Source organism: Kosakonia sp. S57 (assembly GCF_016516575.1).
GTDB lineage: Bacteria > Pseudomonadota > Gammaproteobacteria > Enterobacterales > Enterobacteriaceae > Kosakonia > Kosakonia cowanii.
Genome location: NZ_JACVUL010000023.1, coordinates 54,322 through 73,247, shown reverse-complemented (window position 1 = coordinate 73,247; position 18,926 = coordinate 54,322). Strand labels below are relative to the sequence as shown.

Genomic DNA, 18,926 nt, shown 5'->3' with positions numbered 1-18,926 from the left:
GATTGTGCTGTATAAACGTCCAGTTTGGAAGGGCTTTTCTGCGAGGCGTTACGCAAATAAAAAAGGCCGAACGCGTCGGCCTTGTAAATCTGGAAGCGGGATTACAGAAGTCGACGCGCGGCATCGACCACAATTTTCACCGCGTGGCTTTCGGTCTTCTTCATGGTTTCCGCGTTCGGGATCTCCTGCTGGGTGCGGTTAACGATCACCCCGGCGACCATCCCGGCGCGCAGCCCCTGGCTTGCACACATGGTCAGCAGCGTAGCGGACTCCATTTCGTAGTTCATTACGCCCATTGACTGCCACTCTTCCATCGAGCCTTTAAAGCTTTTCACCACGCGGCCGGAGAAGGTGTCATAACGCTCCTGGCCCGGATAGAAGGTGTCAGACGAGGCGGTCACGCCGATATGTTTAGTCGCGCCAATCGCATCGGCTGCGGCCACCAGCGCCGTGGTGCACTCAAAATCCGCCACCGCCGGGAACTCCATCGGGGCAAAGTGCAGACTGGCACCGTCAAGACGCACGGAGGCGGTGGTGATCAGCACATCGCCGACGTTGATATGCGGCTGGATCGCGCCAGTGGTACCGACGCGCAGGAAGGTGCGGATGCCCAGCTGCGCCAGCTCTTCAACGGCGATGGAAGTAGAAGGACCGCCGATACCGGTAGAACAGATGATCACTGCTTTGCCATCCAGCTCGGCGCGCCAGCTGGTGAATTCACGGTGAGAGGCCAGCTTGACCGGCTTATCCATCAGCGCGGCGATCTTTTCCACTCGCTCCGGATCGCCAGGGACGATGGCCAGGGTAGCCCCTTGTAAATCGTTTTTAGTGAGGCCGAGGTGAAAAACATCAGACTTGGACATAACAGACTCCTCTGTGGTCGGTATTATCGGGGGGAGGTAAAACGGTACTTTACAGAAGCCACGCGCTTGTTTTCGTGACTGCTGTCACCATGAATGAAATTGATTGCACTCAATTTCCATAAAATAGTGACGGTCGTCACACTAACACGTTATGCCCGCTAACTCAGCAGCAAAGATAGCCTGCGCACGGCGATTGCGCATGCCCTGGTCTTCATGACTATAGTTAGGGAAGCGCTAATAAAGGGTAGGGAGAATCTCATGACCACCACCAAACAGCCGGGCTTTGCGCCTGCGGCTTCACCGCTTGCGTCAACCACGGTTCACACGCCGGAAGAGAGGCTGATCGCAGGCGAAACTTCCATTCCAACGCAGGGCGACACCATGCCCGCGTATCACGCCCGACCAAAAGATGCCGAGGGCCCGCTGCCGATTGTTATCGTCGTGCAGGAGATTTTTGGCGTCCATGAACATATTCGCGATCTCTGCCGCCGGCTGGCGCTGGAGGGGTATCTTGCCGTCGCGCCGGAGCTCTATTTCCGCCAGGGCGATCCGAATGATTTTGCCGACGTTCCCACGCTCTTTAGCGGGCTGGTCAGCAAAGTGCCGGATGCGCAGGTGCTGGCCGATCTCGACCACGTCGCCAACTGGGCGGCACGCAACGGCGGTGACGCCCATCAACTGCTGGTGACCGGTTTCTGCTGGGGCGGCCGCATTGCGTGGCTCTACGCGGCGCACAACCCGCAACTGAAAGCGGCGGTCGCCTGGTACGGCAAGCTGACGGGTGAAAAAACTTTAAATTCGCCGAAACATCCGGTCGATATCGCCACCGATCTGACTGCGCCGGTGCTTGGCCTGTATGGCGCGCAGGATACCGGTATTTCGCAGGAGAGCGTAGAGACGATGCGTCAGGCCCTGCGCGCGGCGAATGCTAACGCGGAGATCATCGTCTACCCGGAGGCGGGCCACGCGTTCAATGCCGATTATCGCCCGAGCTACCATGCGGAATCTGCCGCCGACGGCTGGCAGCGCATGCTGGCGTGGTTTGCGCAGTACGCGAAGAAGTAGTGTTCCCGCACGGAGGCGGCGCCCTATGCCGCCTCCAGCTTCCAGCCTTGTAATAAACGCACGCAGACCGACTGTTGCGGTTGCAGCGCGGCGTGATGAAACGCCGTCAGACCCTGCCCGTCCGCTAAACGTAGCGCCAGCAAATAGCGCTCGCCCTGATAAATACAGCTCTCCACCTGTGCGCTCAATCCTTCCCCGGCAATCTGCACATGCTCCGGGCGCACCAGCACCGGCTGCTGCGCGCCATACCCGCTCTGGGATAAGCCGTGATGCAGCGAGGCACTGTCCAGCTGCTGATCTCCGGCGGGCGTCGCCAGCGTCAGCACGCTGCCCTTACCAATAAAGCGCGCGACCCAGCCGCTTTTCGGCTGCTGGTAGAGATCCTGCGGCGCGCCCCACTGCATCAGCTCGCCCTGGTGCAGCACCGCAATATGGCTCGCCAGCGCCATCGCTTCCGCCTGATCGTGGGTGACATAGACAAAGGTGGCACCAGTGCGGCGATGAAACTCCCGAAACGTCTGCTCCATGGTGGCGCGCAGGTGCCTGTCGAGATTGGCTAATGGCTCATCCAGCAGCACCACTTGCGGCTCGGAGACCAGACAGCGGGCCAGCGCAACACGCTGACGCTGCCCGCCGCTAAGCTCATGGGGCGCACGCCCGGCATACGCCCCAAGTTCAACCACCTCCAGCGCCGCCATTATCTGTTTTTGCCGCGCGGCACCGTTTACGTTGCGCAGCTTCAGCGGATAACCGACGTTTTCGGCGACCGTCATATGCGGCCACAGGGCATAGGACTGGAATACCATCCCCATATCGCGCTGCTCCGGCGGCGTATGGTGGCGTTTATCCGCCAGCAGGCGCTCACCCAGCAGCAAACGCCCGTCGCTGAGCGTCTCCAGCCCGGCGAGAATACGCAGCGTGGTGGTTTTGCCACAGCCGCTGGGGCCTAACAGCGCGGTAAACGCGCCCTGCGGCAGCGTTAAGGTCAGATCCCGCACCACCGCCTGCTCGCCAAACACTTTGCTGAGCCGTTCAAGCTTCAGTTCTGCCATGGGATCACTCCTTTCGGTAGATAGCGCCCGAGCGCGCCGAGCAGCAGCATCACCAGTGCGACCAGCGCCACCACCAGCACGGAGAGTGCCGAGGCCAGCACCTTATCGCCGCTCTCATCAAGGTTGAAAATCACCACGCCGATGGTCTCCTTTCCCGCGCTCCATAACAGCGCTGAGACGGTTAACTCATTCACCGCCGTAAGAAACACCAGTAGCGCACCGGCGAATGCTGCCGGAGCCAGCAGCGGTAAGACAATATGGCGCAGACGCTGACCGAAGGCCGCGCCCGCCAGGCTTGCCGCCTCCTCCATCGCCGGGTCGAGTTGCAGCATGCTGCTGTGCACCGGCTTCAGGCAGACCGTCAGAAAGCGCGCCAGATAGGCCAAAAAGATAATCGTCAGCGTGCCGCCGAGCGCGATATCAAGCAGCGGCAGCGGGCGGGCGAAGAGCAGAATGCAGGCGATGGCCAGCACCACGCCCGGCAGCGTGTAGGGAATATCAATTATGCTGTGCAAGCCGCGCAGCAGGCGGTTCGGGTAGCGCACCAGCAGCCACGCCAGCGGCAGGCTAACCAGCATCAGCACCAGCGCGGCTGCGATCGATAGCAGAAAACTGTTGCCGAGGGCGCGCGCCGTGGCGCTCTGCCCGGTGAAGAGGTTGTGCCAGGCGGTGAGGGTGAAGGTCTCGCTGTTCAGCGGCACGCCGAGCGTCGGCACCAGCGACGTGGCGATCAGCGCCAGCAGGGGCGCAAGCAGGATCGCGCACAGCACTGCGCCGAGCAGCACTTCAACGGCCAGCCGCCCGCTTCCCAGCCTGAAGGCGATCGCGCGCCCGGTTGTGCCAATCAGCGGTAAGGCATAGCGCCGCTGCATCCGGCTCTGGAGCATCACAATGCCAATCGCCAGCACGCCCATCAGCAGCGAGAGCGCCGCCACGTCATTGAGCATTGAGGGGCCGAAGCTTGCCAGCGTCTGGTAGATATGGATCGGCAACACGAAATAGGAGATGGGAATGCCGAGCATTGCCGGAATACCGAAGTTGCCCAGCGCCGAGACAAAGGCGATGGCCGCCCCGGCCCACAGCGCGGTGCGGCACAGCGGCAGCACAATATCGATAAACACACGCCATAATGATGCGCCGTTAAGCCTCGCCGCTTCAATATGCTCTTGCGGCAGCGCGCGCAGTTGCGTACGCAGCGCGAGAAACACCAGCGGTGCATGCTGAATGCCAAGCAGCAGCGCAATCCCTTCCGGCGAGTAGAGCGGGTTGCTGCTGCCAAACCCCGGCGCGATACCGAGGCTGTTAAGCAAAATGCTGCCGGGGCCGAAGAGTTGCAGCCAGCTTAGGGCTGTGACCTGCGGCGGGATCATCATTGGCAACATAAACAGAAAGACCCACATCTGTTTGAGGCGGATGTTGGTCAGCGCCAGGCAGAAGGCGAACAGGCTGCCGAGCAGCAACGACAGCAGTGTGCCAAGCCCGCTGGTGTAAAGGCTGTGCCAGAGCGCCAGCCAGGTCGCCGGGTTGCTGAGCACGCGCCACAGGCTGCTGTCGCTACCCTGCCGCCAGTCAACCAGCGCGGAGAGCAGCAGCCGCAGGCTGGGCAACAGGCTCAGCAGCGCCACCAGGCACAGCAACAGCCAGAGCAGCCCTTTGGTTGCGCCGCCGCTGCTGTTCGGCACGATTGCGCTACTCATCGTTTAACGGTTACCGAAGAGATCGGCGAAGCGTTTTTTGTTCGCCTCGGTCTCGGTCAGCGCTTTCGCCGCATCAAACGGCATCAATTTGATGCTGTCGCGCGGCGGGAAGCCTTTCGGCACCGGCAACGTCGCATCCGCAGGCAGATAGCCCTGTTGCAGCACCAGTTTTTGCCCGGCGTCCGAGAGGACAAAATCGATAAACTCTTTCGCCCCTTGCGGGTTCTTTGTCCCCTTCATCATCGCCACCGGTTCGGTAACGACGCTGACGCCCTCTTTCGGGAAGAGAAACTCAACCGGCGCACCTTTGGCTTTTTCGCGGATCGCCAGGTAATCCACCAGCACGCCATAGGCTTTGCTGCCGGAGGCAATCGCGCTCATCACCGCGCCATTGCCGCTTTGCGGCATCGCACCGTTCTGTTTCAGTTTTTCGTAGTATTGCCAGCCGAGCGCCGGGTCATTCATCAGCGTCGCCTGGTGGATCTGCGCCGCGCCGGAGTAGAGCGGGCTTGGCAGCGTGGTCATGTTTTTCACTTCAGGTTTGAGCAGATCCAGCCAAGAGGTCGGTTTGAGCGGTGCTTTGGTGTGGTAGGCAATGCCGGTAGTGATCACTTTGGTACCGTAGTAATAGCCCTCTTTATCAAACAGCTGCGGGTCGAAGCGCGCGGCTTCAGGTGACTTATAGGCTGCCAGCAGGTTCTGTTTTTTGAGGGATTCCATGGTCACGCTGTCGGCAATCAGCAGCACATCCGGCGCGGCGCTGCCAGCGGCTAACTCTGCCTGCAAGCGGGCAATCAGCTTGCTGGTGCCGTCGCGGATCCACTTCACTTCAATATCCGGGTGCGCTTTTTCGAAGGCGCTGACGGTCATCTGCGCATCGTCATTCGGCTGGCTGGTATAGAGCGTTAAGGTTGATTTTGCCCATGACGAGGCACTGATGAGAGCCAGCACAACTGCGGCCAGCACACGTTTGTTATTCATGGATCTCTCCCGCTGTTTTCGTTGCGACGATTAAAACAAGGGAGTTTGACAATCATGTTACGAAGGCGGGATAAGGTGCGCTAAGGCAATGACGCGCCGCCGTTTTTAACAGCGGCGCGGTAAGGCTGATTACTGCTGACGCAGGTTCTGCGCGGCTTTTACCATGTTCGCCAGCGCGCTGCGCGTTTCCGGCCAGCCGCGGGTTTTCAGGCCGCAATCCGGGTTGACCCACAGACGCTCTGCCGGGATACGCTGCGCGGCTTTCTGCAACAGCGCCTCGATCCACTCAACGCTCGGGACGTTTGGCGAGTGAATGTCATACACGCCCGGCCCGATTTCGTTCGGGTATTCGAACTCTTCGAAGGACTCCAGCAGCTCCATGTCGGAACGGGAGGTTTCGATGGTGATAACGTCGGCATCCAGCGCGGCGATAGAGTCCATGATGTCGTTAAACTCGCAGTAACACATGTGGGTGTGGATCTGCGTCTCATCTTTCGCCACTGCGGCGTTAAGGCGGAAGGCTTCAACACCCCATTGCAGATAGGCATCCCAGTCGCTGCGACGCAGCGGTAACCCTTCGCGCAGGGCCGGTTCATCAATCTGAATGATGCCGATACCGGCAGCTTCCAGATCCGCCACCTCATCACGCAGCGCCAGCGCAATCTGTTTAGCGATGGTTTCACGGCTGACATCTTCACGCGGGAAGGACCAGCAGAGAATGGTGACCGGGCCGGTAAGCATCCCTTTGACCGGTTTATCGGTCAGCGACTGGGCATACTTCGCCCACTCAACGGTGATCGGCTGCGGACGGCTGACATCGCCGATGACTACTGGCGGCTTCACGCAGCGGGAACCGTAGCTCTGTACCCAACCATTTTGCGTAAAGACGAAGCCGTCGAGGTTTTCACCGAAGTACTCGACCATGTCGTTACGCTCGGCTTCACCATGCACCAGCACATCTAGCCCCAGGCGCTCCTGCTCGGCAATCGCCTGTTTGATATGTTCCGCGATACCGGTGCGGTAGTTGCTGGCGTCGAGATTGCCCTTTTTAAAGTCCAGACGCAGGCCACGAATTTCAGTGGTTTGCGGGAAGGAGCCGATAGTGGTGGTCGGCCAGGCCGGCAGATTAAAGCGGGCGCGCTGCGCCTGAGCGCGTTCGGCGTAGGGGCTTTGACGCTGGCTGTCCTGTGCGGTGATCGCCGCCAGGCGTTTCGCCACGGCGGTGTTGTGCACGCGGGTTGAGTGGCGACGCGCCTGAATCGGGGCGCTCCACTCCGCCAGTTTGTCGGTATTGCCGCTGTTGAGCGCATCGCGCAGCAGCGCCAGCTCCTGGCATTTTTGCAGGGCGAAGGCGAACCAGCTTTTCACCTCTTCATCGAGGCGGGTTTCTACGCTCAGATCGATGGGGCTATGCAGCAGCGAGCAGGAGGAGGCAACCCACAGCGGGCGTTTACCGACCAGCTCTTTGATCTGCGCGTACTTCTCAGTGAGATCGGCGCGCCAGACGTTACGGCCATTAATCAGCCCGGCAGAGAGCAGCCAGTCGGCCGGCAGGCGCTGATGCAACTCCGCAACGTTATCTTTGCCGTGAACCAGATCAACATGCAGCCCCTGCACCGGCAGCGCAGTAATGGTATCGAGGTTCGGCGTAACGCCTTCAAAATAGGTGGTCAGCAGCAGTTTGACCTGGCCGCTCAGCGCGTCGTAAGCCGGTTTAAAGGCATCAAGCCAGGCTTGCGGCAGCTCCAGCACCAGCGCCGGTTCGTCAATTTGCACCCACTCGACGCCGCGTTTCGCCAATTCCGCGAGCACCTGCTGGTAGACCGGCAGAATATCGTTCAGCAGGCTCAGGCGGTCGAACTGCTCGCCTTTGACTTTGCCCAGCCACAGGTAGGTGACCGGGCCAAGCAGCACCGGCTTGACGTTGTGGCCGAGCGCCAGCGCTTCGTCTACGTCGTCCAGCAGTTGGGTCCAGGTGAGTTTGAACTGCTGGCCCTGGGTGAATTCCGGCACCATGTAGTGGTAGTTGGTGTTAAACCATTTGGTCATTTCCGCTGCCGCCGCCGGTTCGCCGGTCGGCGCACGACCACGACCGATGCGGAACAGGGTATCGATATCGACAGAGCCGTCTTTGTTCTGATGACGAGCCGGCACGTTGCCAAGCAGCAGGCTGGTGGTCAGAACATGGTCGTACCAGGCGAAGTCGCCGACCGGCAGCAGATCGACACCCGCTTCTTTCTGCTGCTCCCAGTGACGAGCGCGCAGCTCGCGGCCCACCGCCAGTAACTCTTCACGGCTGGCGTTGCCGGCCCAGTAGCTCTCTTGCGCTTTCTTCAGCTCACGACGCAGACCAACACGAGGAAAACCGAGGGTGTGATTAATAATTGTCATGTTCTTTCCTCTTTTATTTAGCTGATTCTGAAGGCAAAACTCTAAGTAGTTCGACTGGCAGGAAGGCGGCAACGTAGCGCATCCCCGGGAGCTTACTGAAGTAAGTGACCGGGGTAAGCGAGGCAGCCAACGCACCTGCAAGTTGAAATACGACGAGTTTTGGACGTCCAGATGTTTACACATCCATAATGTGAATGTACTGTGTATTCCTCAAGCGCAAAATATTCATGCCGGAGTGAAAGAGTTTCATGATCGAAATTAAGCACCTGAAAACGCTGCAAGCGTTACGAAATAGCGGATCGCTGGCTGCCGCTGCGGCAACGCTGCATCAGACGCAATCCGCCCTTTCCCATCAGTTCAGCGATCTGGAACAGCGCCTCGGTTTTCGTCTGTTTGTGCGTAAAAGCCAGCCGCTGCGTTTTACGCCGCAGGGGGAAATTTTGCTGCAACTGGCTAATCAGGTGCTGCCGCAGATTAGCCGTGCGCTGCAAGCCTGCAATGAGCCGCAGCAAACCACCTTACGCATCGCCATTGAGTGCCATAGCTGTATTCAGTGGTTGACCCCCGCGCTTGAGAATTTCCGCCAGAGCTGGCCGCAGGTGGAGATGGATTTCAAATCCGGCGTCACCTTTGATCCGCAGCCCGCTTTGCAACAGGGTGAGCTCGATGTGGTGCTCACCTCCGACATTCTGCCGCGCAGCGGCCTGCACTATTCGCCGATGTTTGATTTTGAAGTGCGTCTGGTGCTGGCGCCGGATCATCCGCTGGCAGCGGTGGCGCATATCACGCCGGAAGATATTGCCAGCGAAACGCTGCTCATCTACCCGGTGCAGCGCAGCCGGCTTGATATCTGGCGGCACTTTCTGCAACCGGCAGGCGTCAGCCCGTCGCTGAAAAGCGTCGATAACACGCTGCTGCTGATTCAGATGGTCTCCGCGCGCATGGGGATTGCAGCGCTACCGCACTGGGTGGTGGAGAGTTTTGAGCGCCAGGGTCTGATTGTGACCAAAACCCTCGGCGAGGGATTGTGGAGCCGGCTGTACGCCGCGGTGCGCGACGGCGAGCAGCGTCAGCCGGTAACGGAAGCGTTTATTCGCTCAGCGCGGAACCACGCCTGCGATCATCTGCCGTTTGTGCGGAGCGCGGAGCGACCCAGCGGCGATGTACCCATAGCGAAGCCATTATCACCGCACCACCAATAATAAAGCTGGGCCAGTGCGGCTGCTGCTGCCAGATGGCAAGATTGACCAGCAGCCCCGCAGGAACATGCACATTGTTCATGATGCCGAGCGTGCCCGCATCCACCTGCGTCGCGCCGTAGTTCCACATAAAGTAACCCAGCCCGGACGCCACAACGCCCAGCCACACCAGCACGCCCCACTGCAAGGTGGTGGTGGGTAATTTCTGCGGATTGCCCATTATCAGCCACGCTACTGCTGCCACCACAAACGCGCCAAGATAGAACCAGGCAAAGGCGTTGTGCTGCGGCATCGGTCGCGTCTCCATCAGGCGCTTATACCCCACCATGCCAATCGCAAAGCTGATGTTCGCCAGCTGCACAAGGATCAGACCCGTCCAGAAGTGATCGCTCACTTTGTCGTAGCGGATGATCGCCGCGCCAATCACCGCCAGCCCGGCGCTTAGCAGGTAGCTCCAGCGCAGCCTGCGTTTGCTCAGCAGGTCGTAAATCAGCGTGATATAGAGCGGGGTGAACACGGTGAAGAGCAGGAACTCGGAGACCGTTAAGTAGAGATAGGCCTGGAAGCCGAACAGATACATGATGCCCAGTTGCAGCGCACCCACCAGCATATACAAGCCGATGGTTTGCAGGTTATGGCCGCGTGTGCGCAGGAAGGGTAAAAAGACCAGTGCCGCCAGCCCGACGCGCATCAGCACCGAAAAGTAGCTGTCGACATGCCCGGCAAGGTACTCGCCAATCAGGCTAAACGAGAAGGCCCACAGAATGGTGGTGATGATCAGTAACGCCACAATGAATGTCTCTCAAGTGAAAGGACACGCATTGTAGCGAACTCAGGTGTACAAAGTTTGACTATTTGGTTGATGACTGTTTATTTATCGAACAGTTGTCAATCTTGGCCAAGGTAGAGCTTGCGCAGGTATTTCGGCACGGCGTTATCGGCGTTGGTGCCAATCACTTCCAGCTCCGGATGGAGCTGTTTCAGCCGCTGATGGGCGTTGGCCATAATGCAGCCTTTGCCCGCCATCGACAGCATTTCGGCATCGTTCATACCGTCGCCGAAGGCGATGCAGTTTTTCAGGCTGTAGCCCAGCGCGTGCGCTACCGCTTCCAGCGCATGGCCTTTCGATACGCCGCCCGCCATCACTTCCAGGCAGGTCAAAGTGGAGAAGCTGACGTTGACGCGGTCACCCCAGCGGGCGTTGATCGCCTGCTCCAGCGGCAGCAGTTTTTCGTGGTTATCACAGGAGAAGAAGACTTTGCTGACGCCCTCCGGCTCCAGTAAACCCGGCTCGTAGAGCGCGTATTTGAACACCGCCTCTTTGAAGAAGCGCATCTCATCCGGACGGTGGCGGTTCATAAACCACTCATCGTCACGGTAGACGTTGGTGATGATCTCCGGCTCGTTATGCATCATGCCGAAGAGATCGGCGGCGATATCGCGATCGAGGTTATGGGTGAAGACCAGGTTTCCGTCGGTGTCGTGCACGCGCGCGCCGTTGGAGGTGATCATGTAGGCTTTGATATCTAAATTATCGCGGATCTGCCCGACATCAACGTGATGGCGGCCGGTGGCGAAGACAAAGTTCACACCGCGCGCGGTCAGCAGTTTTAAGGTCTCTTTGGCGAAAGGCGACAGTGTGTGGTCGGGAGAGAGCAGCGTACCGTCTAAATCAGAGGCAACAACCTGGTACATAAGAAAATTTAACCTCAATAAATCATCAGTTATGTCGATCGAAAAAATCGACGATGGCGTTGAGCGCGACTGAGCGCATGGCGTCCTTTTCAAAAAGGATCTCATGGTACGCGCCTTCGATGACCAGCGGTTTACCCCCTTCGCAGGGGTGACCGGCGGCGGCGCGGCGTTCGCAGAAGCGCTGATGCATGCGGTTATCGACCACATGCTCCTCTTCTGCCTGAATCAGTAATGTCGGCGTGGCATCTTTTTCCACCCCTGCCAGCGCCTGTTCGCCCGCGAGAATGCCTTCGCGCACCCAGTGCCAGGTTGGGCCGCCGACGCGCAGGGTCGGTTCATCGGCGTAGAAACGAACGTTACGGCGGTAGCGCTCGCGGCTGTGGGTCAGCACGTTGATGGCGAAGGGCAGCGGACGCCAGCTGCCGGTGCCGATAGCGTAACCGTCGCGGATGCTCGGGTAGCTCTCAGCCCACTCCAGCAGCGGACGCACCACCCAATCCGGCAGGTGAATAACAATGCCGAACATCGGCGCGCAGAGCGCGATGGCGTCGCAAGCGTGCGGGTAGCGCTGTAAAAAGAGCGTTGAGATCGCGCCGCCCATTGAGTGCGCCAGAATATAGCGTTTACGCCACGGGCCGCTGGCAACTTCCTGCTCCCAGAAGGCGGCTAAATCCTCGACGTAGTCGCTAAATTTCACCACATGACCGCGATGCGCGTCGGGCAGCATACGCCCGGAACGCCCCTGGCCGCGATGATCGATAATCAGCACGTCGTAACCAAGGTGGAACAGGTCATAGGCCAGTTCGGCATACTTTACGTAGCTTTCAATACGGCCAGGGCAGATCACGATCACCCGATCGTTACTCTGGGCGCGAAAACGAACAAAACTGACCGGCACGTCGTCCACGCCGGTAAACACGTCCTCTTCACGCGATCGCCAGAAGTCCATTAACGGACCCATGGTGAATGCGGCGAACGCTTTTTCTCTGCTTTCCCACGCCTTTTTTTGCCGAAACATCGGGATTTTGCCCCTTTTAGCCATGTAAAATCGTTTTTTTGTGACCAATAGCAAATTCCACAGACAATGGCGTATTGTGGCATAAAAACCGACAACCAGGGAATTTCTCATGACCTTCGAGTGGTGGTTCGCCTACCTGCTGACATCGTTGATTTTAAGCCTCTCCCCCGGCTCCGGGGCGATCAATACCATGACCACTTCAATTAGCCACGGCTATCGCGGCGCGGCGGCTTCAATTGCCGGTTTGCAGACCGGGCTGGGGATCCATATCGTGCTGGTCGGTATCGGGCTGGGCACGCTCTTCTCCCGCTCGGTGCTGGCGTTTGAGGTGCTGAAGTGGGCGGGCGCGGCCTATCTGGTGTGGCTCGGTATTCAGCAGTGGCGCGCCGCAGGCGCGCTCGATCTCCATACCCTGGCGCAGACGCAATCACGCGGGCGGCTGTTTAAACGCGCGGTGTTTGTGAACCTCACCAACCCGAAGAGCATCGTGTTTCTTGCCGCCCTCTTCCCGCAGTTTATCGCGCCCAATCAGCCGCAGGTGATGCAGTATGTTGTGCTTGGGGCGACGACCATCGTGGTCGATATCATTGTGATGATTGGTTATGCCACGCTGGCGCGGCGCATTGCGGGGTGGATCAAAGGCCCGCATCAGATGAAGGCATTGAATAAAGTGTTCGGATCGCTGTTTGTGCTGGTGGGGGCGTTGTTGGCATCGGCAAGACACGCGTGAGTGCGGTCTGTTTGCCGGATGGCGGCTGCGCCTTATCCGGCCTACGCAAAACCAGGTGGTGACCTTTGTAGGCCGGATAAGCGTAAGCGCCATCCGGCATATGCAAAATCAGATAGTGACCTTTGTAGACCGGATAAGCGCAAGCGCCATCCGGCATATGCAAAACCAGGTAGTGACCTTTGTAGGCCGGATAAGCGCACGCGCCATCCGGCAATTCGCATCAGCGGGAGATAATCAGATGGATACCGAACCCGGCGAAGAGCGCGCCGGCGACGCCATCGATCCACTTCGCCATGCGTTGATAGCCACGACGCACGCGCGGTAACGCAAAGACGCTGGCGACCAGCGTAAACCAGGCGAAGGTCTCTATCACAATCAGCACAAAGATGCCCCAGCGCGCGTTAGCGCCGACGCTGTCCCCAACAAACAACGAGAAGACCGATCCGAAGTAGATAATCGCTTTCGGGTTCGCGAGGTTGGTCAGCAAGCCTTTCACAAAACTGCGACCGCCCGCCGCCAGTTCAACCTGCGGCGCATCGCTGTTCGCCGTCTCTTTCTTCAGCGCGCCGCGCAGCATCTGGAAGCCCATCCAGCAGAGATAGAGCCCGCCGCCGACCATAATGATGCTATGCAGCCAGGCCATTTTCGCGAGGATCAAGTTGAGGCCAAGCAGCGCGACCGCTGCCCACACCATCACGCCAGAGGTGATGCCGAGCACGCCCAGCATCGCCTCTTTGCGCGAGCGGCTGACGGCAGTTTGAGAAACAAAGAAGAAGTCGGGGCCAGGGCTCATCAGCGCAATGAAGTGCACTGTCATGACGGAGAGAAAGAGCGTTAACATAGCGAACTCGCGAGAAAAGATTCAGTGAAGGGCTATCCTGACACTTTTCCCGCAGGCTGACTACTCTTCATCACCGTCGACATGGGCGCGGATCAGCGCCATAAACTCCTGGCCAAAACGCTCCAGTTTGCGCGTGCCGACGCCGTTGACGCTCAGCATGTCGCCCGGCGAAAGCGGCATCTGCTCCGCCATCTCAATCAGCGTGGCATCGTTAAACACCACGTACGGCGGGATGTTCTCTTCGTCGGCAATCGCTTTACGCAGCTTACGCAGCTTGGCGAACAGCTTGCGATCGTAATTGCCGACCGCCGCCTTCTGCATCACTTTCGGCTTCAGCGTCACCATACGCGGCACCGCCAGCATCAGCGGCACCTCACCGCGCAGAACCGGACGCGCCGCTTCTGTGAGTTGCAGCGCCGAGTGCTGGGCAATATTTTGCATAGCGAAGCCTAAGTGGATCAGCTGGCGAATTACGCTTACCCAGTGTTCGTGGCTCTGCTCGCGGCCGATGCCGTAGACCGGCAGCTTGTCATGGCCCATCTCGCGGATACGCTGGTTATTCGCGCCGCGCAGCACCTCAACCACATAACCCATGCCGAAGCGCTGGTTCACGCGATAGATGGCGGAGAGCGCTTTCTGCGCATCCTGCAAACCGTCGTACTGACGCGGCGGATCGAGGCAGATATCGCAGTTGCCGCACGGCGCGTGACGCCCTTCGCCAAAGTAGTTGAGCAGCACCAGCCGACGGCAGGTTTGCGCTTCGGCAAAGGCACCCATCGCATTGAGCTTGTGGCGCTCGATATCCTGCAACGGCCCGGCGGGCTTCTCCTCCAGGCAGCGGCGCAGCCAGGCCATATCTGCCGGATCGTAAAACAGCATCGCTTCTGCGGGCAGGCCATCGCGCCCGGCGCGACCGGTCTCCTGGTAGTAGGATTCGATATTACGCGGAATGTCGAAGTGCACCACAAAGCGGACGTTGGGTTTGTTAATGCCCATGCCAAAGGCGACGGTAGCAACCACGATTTGCAGGTCATCGCGCTGGAACTGCTCCTGCACCCGCGCGCGAACCTCGTTCTCCAGCCCGGCGTGATAAGGCGCGGCGCTAAAGCCCCGGCCCTGTAGGCGCGCGGCGGTATCTTCCACTTTCGCCCGGCTGTTGCAGTAAATGATGCCGCATTTGCCCCGCTGCTCCTGCACATAGCGCAGTAACTGGTCGAGAGGCTTAAACTTCTCCATCAGCATGTAGCGAATGTTTGGGCGGTCGAAACTGCTGACCTGAATCAGCGGATCGTTAAGGCTGAGCAGACGCTCAATATCGCGGCGCGTGGTGTCATCGGCGGTCGCGGTAAGTGCCATAAAAGGCACGTTGGGTAGCATATGGCGCAATTGGCCGAGCGCGGCGTATTCCGGGCGGAAATCGTGTCCCCACTGGGAGATACAGTGCGCTTCGTCGACGGCGATAAGCACCGTGTTCCACTGGCGCAGCTGGTCAAGGAAGTTGTCGAGCATCAGGCGTTCAGGCGCGATATAGAGCAGACGGATCTGCCCGTTGCGACAGCCGTTTACCACCTCAAGCTGCTGCTCGCGGCTCTGGGACGAGTTGAGACAGGCCGCCGCCACGCCGTTGGCGAGCAGTTGGTCGACCTGATCTTTCATCAGCGAGATAAGCGGCGAGACCACAACCGTCAGCCCTTCCAGCACCAGCGCCGGAATTTGGTAGCAGAGCGATTTGCCGCCGCCGGTCGGCATCACCACCAGGCAGTCGCGACCGCCAAGCACGGTGTCGATAATATCCTGCTGGCCAGGGCGGAACTGCTGGTAGCCAAAGGTCTCTTGTAAAACCTGTTTAGCCAGCGATTCCTGATTCAATACTTCCGCCTGCGCCACATTGACCCCATTTGCCTGAAATAAAAACAGGCGCTATTTTCAGCGCCTGTGACTGAAACTGCAATGCCTTAAAACAGATCGTTGAGCATCACGCCCACGCCGAAGCGGGTTTGATTGAAATTATAATCAATCAGCGATTCGCCATAGCCGCTGTAAACCTGAGTATAGAGGCGAACGTGTTTGGTCACCGGGTAGCTGAGGCCGATTTCTGCGCCGCCGTAGCCGGTATTCCAGTTGTACTGCCCTTTCGCGCTGAGGATCGCATCACCAATTTCGTAACCGATTTTCAGCTGGTAGTAACCCATATATTTGGTGATATCCGGGTTGTCGTCCGTGGAGCCTACGACATACCAGGGCTTCACTTCCACCATCCAGTTACCGTTTTGCGCCATCAGGCGGGTGTAAGCACGGTTCCAGCTGCGCGAGGTGGGATCGGAGCGGCCGTTGGAGTCATGGTTGAAGCCAACTTCCACGTCACGCAGCGTCCAACCGGCAAATCGGTAATCCGTGGCGAAACCGAGGAACAGCTGCGGTTCATAGTTAGTTTCACGGAAGGGAGAAGACTCGCCGCTGTTGGAGAGCTGCCACCAGGATTTTTGCGTATAGGAGCCGCCTAATACCGAGTTTGGCCCGAGAATGCCGCGCCAGAAGGGGAAGGCCAGGCTTATCTGGAACTTCACTTCATCTTTACGCGCGTTGTCAGCCCAGTTGTAGGAGCGGATCGCTTCCTTATTCAGATCGCTGGTATCGGTATAAAGCACATAGTTGGATTCATACGGATAGAGCGTGAACGGATTATCGTGGTCCTGCAACATATTCGCAATGATGCTACCGCGCACAGCGGGCGCATCATGGACTTCTTTGATGGTTGCTTCTTGTGCGAGTGCCATAAACGGCAGTGCCAGCACTGCGAAAATATACCCCGGCCAGGTGCGCATCGGTTTAAGCTCCGAATTATTGTTGAGTTAGTTAATAGTCTTATCCGCACGTATTCTACATATTTCTTGCGTCACTGCTCGTCTATCGCTCTTAAAGTAGCAATCAACAAACATTGAGCATAAAATTAACACTCCATTAACTCATCGGATCAGATTGATATGTCAGCCGTTCTTACCGCCGATCAAGCCCTGCAAATGGTGGGCGAGATTTTTGTCTATCACATGCCCTACAACCGTGCGTTAGGCCTGGAGCTGGGGCGCTATGAAAAAGCGTTCGCAGAACTGCATTTCAATAACCAGCCGATGATGGTCGGTAACTGGGCGCAGAGCATTCTCCACGGTGGGGTGATTGCCTCTGCGCTGGATGTCGCCGCCGGGCTGGTATGCGTCGGCAGCACCCTCACCCGCCATGAAACCATTAGCGAAGAGGAGCTGCGCCAGCGCCTGGCGCGCATGGGGACGATTGATCTGCGTGTTGATTATCTGCGACCCGGCCGCGGTACGCGGTTTACTGCCAGCAGCAGTTTGCTACGTGCCGGTAATAAGGTCGCGGTTGCACGCGTGGAGCTGCATAACGAGGAGCAGGTGCATATCGCCAGCGCAACCGCTACCTATATGGTGGGGTGAGCAGGCCTGCGAAATCGGGTACCATGCGGTTACATTTTCGCAACGAGTCTTTCTGATGGATGCAAAGCAGACGCGGCTTGGCGTATTACTTGCGCTCGCCGCTTATTTTATCTGGGGCATCGCGCCCGCCTACTTCAAAGTGATTTGGTATGTTCCCGCCGATGAGATCCTGACTCACCGCGTCATCTGGTCCTTCTTTTTTATGCTGGCGCTAATAAGCGTAAGCCGCCAGTGGAAGAGCGTGAAAGCGCTGCTGCAAACGCCGAAAAAGATTTTGCTGCTGGCGGTCTCGGCGGTGCTGGTGGGCGGTAACTGGCTGCTGTTTATCTGGGCGGTCAACCATAACCATATGCTGGAAGCGAGCCTCGGCTACTTTATTAACCCGCTGGTGAATATCCTGTTGGGGATGCTTTTCCTGGGCGAGCGTTTCCGCCGCATGCAGTGGCTGGCGGTGATCCTCGCCGCGCTCGGCGTGCTGGTGCAGCTCTGGACCTTTGGTTCGCTGCCGGTGATCGCCCTCGGCCTCGCCTTTAGCTTCGCCTTCTACGGCCTGCTGCGAAAGAAAATCGCCGTTGAGGCGCAAACCGGCATGCTGATAGAGACCTTATGGTTACTGCCGGTGGCGGCCATCTGGCTGTTCGGCATTACCGATAGCCCGACCAGTCATATGTCGCAAAACAGCTTGTCACTCAATCTGCTGCTGATCGCGGCGGGCGTGGTGACCACCGTGCCGCTGCTCTGCTTTACCGGGGCGGCAACACGTCTGCGCCTCTCAACCCTCGGTTTCTTTCAGTACATCGGCCCGACGCTGATGTTCGTGCTGGCAGTGACCTTTTACGGTGAGCATCCCGGCGCGGATAAAATGGTGACCTTTGGCTTTATTTGGGTGGCACTGGCGATCTTCGTAATGGATGCCCTTTATACCCAGCGCGCATTACGTAAAACACGCTAATTCCGCTTAGGGAACAAATCAGACGGGCGGAATTGCCGCCCGCTACCTACAAATATTCGTGGGTTATTCGATCGTCGCGTCGCATATTAATCTACTGAATGGTATGTTCGCCGCTTTATTATTACGCTATTCAGGACGACCCGGAAAAATGATCCGCAGGATTTTTTGGCCAACAGGCAAGGCATGCCTCGCGCGTAAGCCCTATTTCCTTACTTTTATGCTTCTGCATATTGTTTTTTTAATTGCCATGGTTAGCGTGGCGAAGCTTCCCATACTGCCGCTGCTCTGCCTGCTGGTTTACACGTGGGTGAAGATCAATATCAATGCGCAGCGCTGCCGGGATAGTGGATTAAAGGGGCGTTATGTCGTCATTTTGTCGATCCTGGTTTATCTCATTTCGCCAGTGGTCTCCGCGGCAGGTTTCGTGCTGGATGATGAATATCTGCTGCTCGGCGCTCAGATCTATATTTGGTTCGACGGCCTGGTATTTTTTATGTTTATGTTCGCGCCAACGGAAGTAAAAACAGCTAATTAGTTTAAAAGACAGGGTTTTTCAGGAGAGGAAAATGAGTACTATCAACGACTATGATTACCAGAAAGATGAATCGCTGAGCGACAAGTGGAAGTATCGCTTCGCATTTTTTGAAAAGAATGGCTACCCCGGATTCTGGCGTCCTACTCCGGCGTGGAAACAAGCGTTTAAGCAGATGAAGTTTGGGGAGAAAGTAACAGTTAACCAAAACTTCTACGCATTCTTCTTCGGCTGTATTTATCTCTTTATCCTGGGCCTGTGGAAAAAAGCGCTGACCTCTATTGGGCTGAACGTACTGGGATTATTAGTCGCCGCTCTTATAGGTTTCCCTTTCCTCTCCTTTATCGTACCCATGCTTATCATGATGCGAACAAATGTCTGGTATCACGAATATAAAGTTAAAGGCATCCAGACCTGGGGCCTGTAAAGAAAAAAGGTTCAGCGCAGGCTGAACCTTT

Annotated in this window: 18 protein-coding genes; 7 read left to right on the top strand and 11 right to left on the bottom strand. The window is 57.9% G+C overall.

Translation table 11 applies throughout. The features are described 5' to 3' along the window. Positions 1-101: 101 nt before the first annotated feature. Entirely contained in the window at positions 102-863 is a 762-nt protein-coding gene (udp, locus tag IAE48_RS19685) for a uridine phosphorylase (protein ID WP_042716347.1), read from the bottom strand. A gap of 258 nt (positions 864-1,121) precedes the next feature. Between udp and IAE48_RS19680 the strand changes: the two genes are divergently transcribed. Further along, complete coding sequence (locus tag IAE48_RS19680; RefSeq protein WP_076770414.1) at positions 1,122-1,928, top strand: dienelactone hydrolase family protein; 807 nt, start codon at positions 1,122-1,124, stop codon at positions 1,926-1,928. Positions 1,929-1,951: 23 nt separating this feature from the next. On the opposite strand, the gene IAE48_RS19675 is transcribed toward IAE48_RS19680, so the two are convergent. From IAE48_RS19675 to metE, 4 genes are all read right to left on the bottom strand, one after another. Further along, positions 1,952-2,980, bottom strand: a complete 1,029-nt coding sequence (locus tag IAE48_RS19675; RefSeq protein ID WP_200135348.1) for an ABC transporter ATP-binding protein — start codon at positions 2,978-2,980, stop codon at positions 1,952-1,954. Next, positions 2,968-4,677: an iron ABC transporter permease gene (locus IAE48_RS19670; protein WP_200135347.1), complete on the bottom strand. Its 1,710-nt coding sequence runs from the start codon at positions 4,675-4,677 to the stop codon at positions 2,968-2,970. The genes IAE48_RS19675 and IAE48_RS19670 overlap by 13 nt, the downstream gene beginning before the upstream one ends. A gap of 3 nt (positions 4,678-4,680) precedes the next feature. Beyond that, positions 4,681-5,658: an ABC transporter substrate-binding protein gene (locus IAE48_RS19665; RefSeq protein WP_200135346.1), complete on the bottom strand. Its 978-nt coding sequence runs from the start codon at positions 5,656-5,658 to the stop codon at positions 4,681-4,683. Positions 5,659-5,787: 129 nt separating this feature from the next. Continuing rightward, entirely contained in the window at positions 5,788-8,049 is a 2,262-nt protein-coding gene (gene metE, locus IAE48_RS19660) for a 5-methyltetrahydropteroyltriglutamate--homocysteine S-methyltransferase (protein WP_200135345.1), read from the bottom strand. A 248-nt stretch (positions 8,050-8,297) separates the two neighbouring features. Between metE and metR the strand changes: the two genes are divergently transcribed. Beyond that, positions 8,298-9,251, top strand: a complete 954-nt coding sequence (gene metR, locus IAE48_RS19655) for an HTH-type transcriptional regulator MetR (protein WP_042714319.1) — start codon at positions 8,298-8,300, stop codon at positions 9,249-9,251. On the opposite strand, the gene IAE48_RS19650 is transcribed toward metR, so the two are convergent. The 3 genes from IAE48_RS19650 to pldB all read right to left on the bottom strand — a co-directional run bounded on the left by IAE48_RS19650 (position 9,139) and on the right by pldB (position 11,961). Next, on the bottom strand, positions 9,139-10,038 hold the full coding sequence (locus IAE48_RS19650) for a carboxylate/amino acid/amine transporter (RefSeq protein ID WP_042714317.1): 900 nt from the start codon (positions 10,036-10,038) through the stop codon (positions 9,139-9,141). The two genes, metR and IAE48_RS19650, sit on opposite strands and share 113 nt — an antisense overlap. A gap of 98 nt (positions 10,039-10,136) precedes the next feature. Then, the gene (gene yigL / locus IAE48_RS19645) at positions 10,137-10,943 is read right to left on the bottom strand and encodes a sugar/pyridoxal phosphate phosphatase YigL (RefSeq protein ID WP_200135344.1); all 807 of its coding nucleotides are present in this window, start codon (positions 10,941-10,943) and stop codon (positions 10,137-10,139) included. A gap of 25 nt (positions 10,944-10,968) precedes the next feature. Further along, positions 10,969-11,961 carry a lysophospholipase L2 gene (gene pldB, locus IAE48_RS19640; protein WP_023479539.1) on the bottom strand — a complete coding sequence of 331 codons (993 nt, stop codon included), beginning with the start codon at positions 11,959-11,961 and terminating at the stop codon, positions 10,969-10,971. A gap of 109 nt (positions 11,962-12,070) precedes the next feature. On the opposite strand from pldB, the gene rhtB reads away from it, so the two are divergent. Continuing rightward, positions 12,071-12,691, top strand: coding sequence for a homoserine/homoserine lactone efflux protein (gene rhtB / locus IAE48_RS19635; protein WP_042714313.1), 621 nt, complete (start codon positions 12,071-12,073; stop codon positions 12,689-12,691). A 220-nt stretch (positions 12,692-12,911) separates the two neighbouring features. On the opposite strand, the gene rhtC is transcribed toward rhtB, so the two are convergent. The 3 genes from rhtC to pldA all read right to left on the bottom strand — a co-directional run bounded on the left by rhtC (position 12,912) and on the right by pldA (position 16,357). Next, complete coding sequence (rhtC, locus tag IAE48_RS19630; RefSeq protein WP_200135343.1) at positions 12,912-13,532, bottom strand: threonine export protein RhtC; 621 nt, start codon at positions 13,530-13,532, stop codon at positions 12,912-12,914. Between the two features lie 60 nt (positions 13,533-13,592). Next, a complete protein-coding gene (recQ, locus tag IAE48_RS19625; protein WP_042714310.1) occupies positions 13,593-15,419 on the bottom strand; it encodes an ATP-dependent DNA helicase RecQ in 1,827 nt (608 codons plus the stop codon). A gap of 68 nt (positions 15,420-15,487) precedes the next feature. After that, positions 15,488-16,357: a phospholipase A gene (pldA, locus tag IAE48_RS19620; protein WP_042714309.1), complete on the bottom strand. Its 870-nt coding sequence runs from the start codon at positions 16,355-16,357 to the stop codon at positions 15,488-15,490. 159 nt (positions 16,358-16,516) lie between these two features. On the opposite strand from pldA, the gene yigI reads away from it, so the two are divergent. From yigI to IAE48_RS19600, 4 genes are all read left to right on the top strand, one after another. Beyond that, on the top strand, positions 16,517-16,984 hold the full coding sequence (gene yigI / locus IAE48_RS19615; RefSeq protein ID WP_023479602.1) for an acyl-CoA thioesterase YigI: 468 nt from the start codon (positions 16,517-16,519) through the stop codon (positions 16,982-16,984). 55 nt (positions 16,985-17,039) lie between these two features. Beyond that, positions 17,040-17,936 carry an EamA family transporter RarD gene (gene rarD, locus IAE48_RS19610; protein WP_042714306.1) on the top strand — a complete coding sequence of 299 codons (897 nt, stop codon included), beginning with the start codon at positions 17,040-17,042 and terminating at the stop codon, positions 17,934-17,936. Positions 17,937-18,084: 148 nt separating this feature from the next. Further along, complete coding sequence (locus IAE48_RS19605) at positions 18,085-18,471, top strand: hypothetical protein (RefSeq protein ID WP_200135342.1); 387 nt, start codon at positions 18,085-18,087, stop codon at positions 18,469-18,471. A gap of 31 nt (positions 18,472-18,502) precedes the next feature. After that, the gene (locus IAE48_RS19600; RefSeq protein ID WP_200135341.1) at positions 18,503-18,895 is read left to right on the top strand and encodes a DUF2628 domain-containing protein; all 393 of its coding nucleotides are present in this window, start codon (positions 18,503-18,505) and stop codon (positions 18,893-18,895) included. The last annotated feature ends 31 nt before the right edge of the window (positions 18,896-18,926 follow it).

Bases quoted from the DNA above. Each gene is read 5' to 3' on its own strand.
- udp (WP_042716347.1), bottom strand. From the start codon at position 863: ATGTCCAAGTCTGATGTTTTTCACCTCGGCCTCACTAAAAACGATTTA.
- IAE48_RS19680 (WP_076770414.1), top strand. From the start codon at position 1,122: ATGACCACCACCAAACAGCCGGGCTTTGCGCCTGCGGCTTCACCGCTT.
- IAE48_RS19675 (WP_200135348.1), bottom strand. From the start codon at position 2,980: ATGGCAGAACTGAAGCTTGAACGGCTCAGCAAAGTGTTTGGCGAGCAG.
- IAE48_RS19670 (WP_200135347.1), bottom strand. From the start codon at position 4,677: ATGAGTAGCGCAATCGTGCCGAACAGCAGCGGCGGCGCAACCAAAGGG.
- IAE48_RS19665 (WP_200135346.1), bottom strand. From the start codon at position 5,658: ATGAATAACAAACGTGTGCTGGCCGCAGTTGTGCTGGCTCTCATCAGT.
- metE (WP_200135345.1), bottom strand. From the start codon at position 8,049: ATGACAATTATTAATCACACCCTCGGTTTTCCTCGTGTTGGTCTGCGT.
- metR (WP_042714319.1), top strand. From the start codon at position 8,298: ATGATCGAAATTAAGCACCTGAAAACGCTGCAAGCGTTACGAAATAGC.
- yigL (WP_200135344.1), bottom strand. From the start codon at position 10,943: ATGTACCAGGTTGTTGCCTCTGATTTAGACGGTACGCTGCTCTCTCCC.
- pldB (WP_023479539.1), bottom strand. From the start codon at position 11,961: ATGTTTCGGCAAAAAAAGGCGTGGGAAAGCAGAGAAAAAGCGTTCGCC.
- rhtB (WP_042714313.1), top strand. From the start codon at position 12,071: ATGACCTTCGAGTGGTGGTTCGCCTACCTGCTGACATCGTTGATTTTA.
- rhtC (WP_200135343.1), bottom strand. From the start codon at position 13,532: ATGTTAACGCTCTTTCTCTCCGTCATGACAGTGCACTTCATTGCGCTG.
- pldA (WP_042714309.1), bottom strand. From the start codon at position 16,357: ATGCGCACCTGGCCGGGGTATATTTTCGCAGTGCTGGCACTGCCGTTT.
- yigI (WP_023479602.1), top strand. From the start codon at position 16,517: ATGTCAGCCGTTCTTACCGCCGATCAAGCCCTGCAAATGGTGGGCGAG.
- rarD (WP_042714306.1), top strand. From the start codon at position 17,040: ATGGATGCAAAGCAGACGCGGCTTGGCGTATTACTTGCGCTCGCCGCT.
- IAE48_RS19605 (WP_200135342.1), top strand. From the start codon at position 18,085: ATGATCCGCAGGATTTTTTGGCCAACAGGCAAGGCATGCCTCGCGCGT.
- IAE48_RS19600 (WP_200135341.1), top strand. From the start codon at position 18,503: ATGAGTACTATCAACGACTATGATTACCAGAAAGATGAATCGCTGAGC.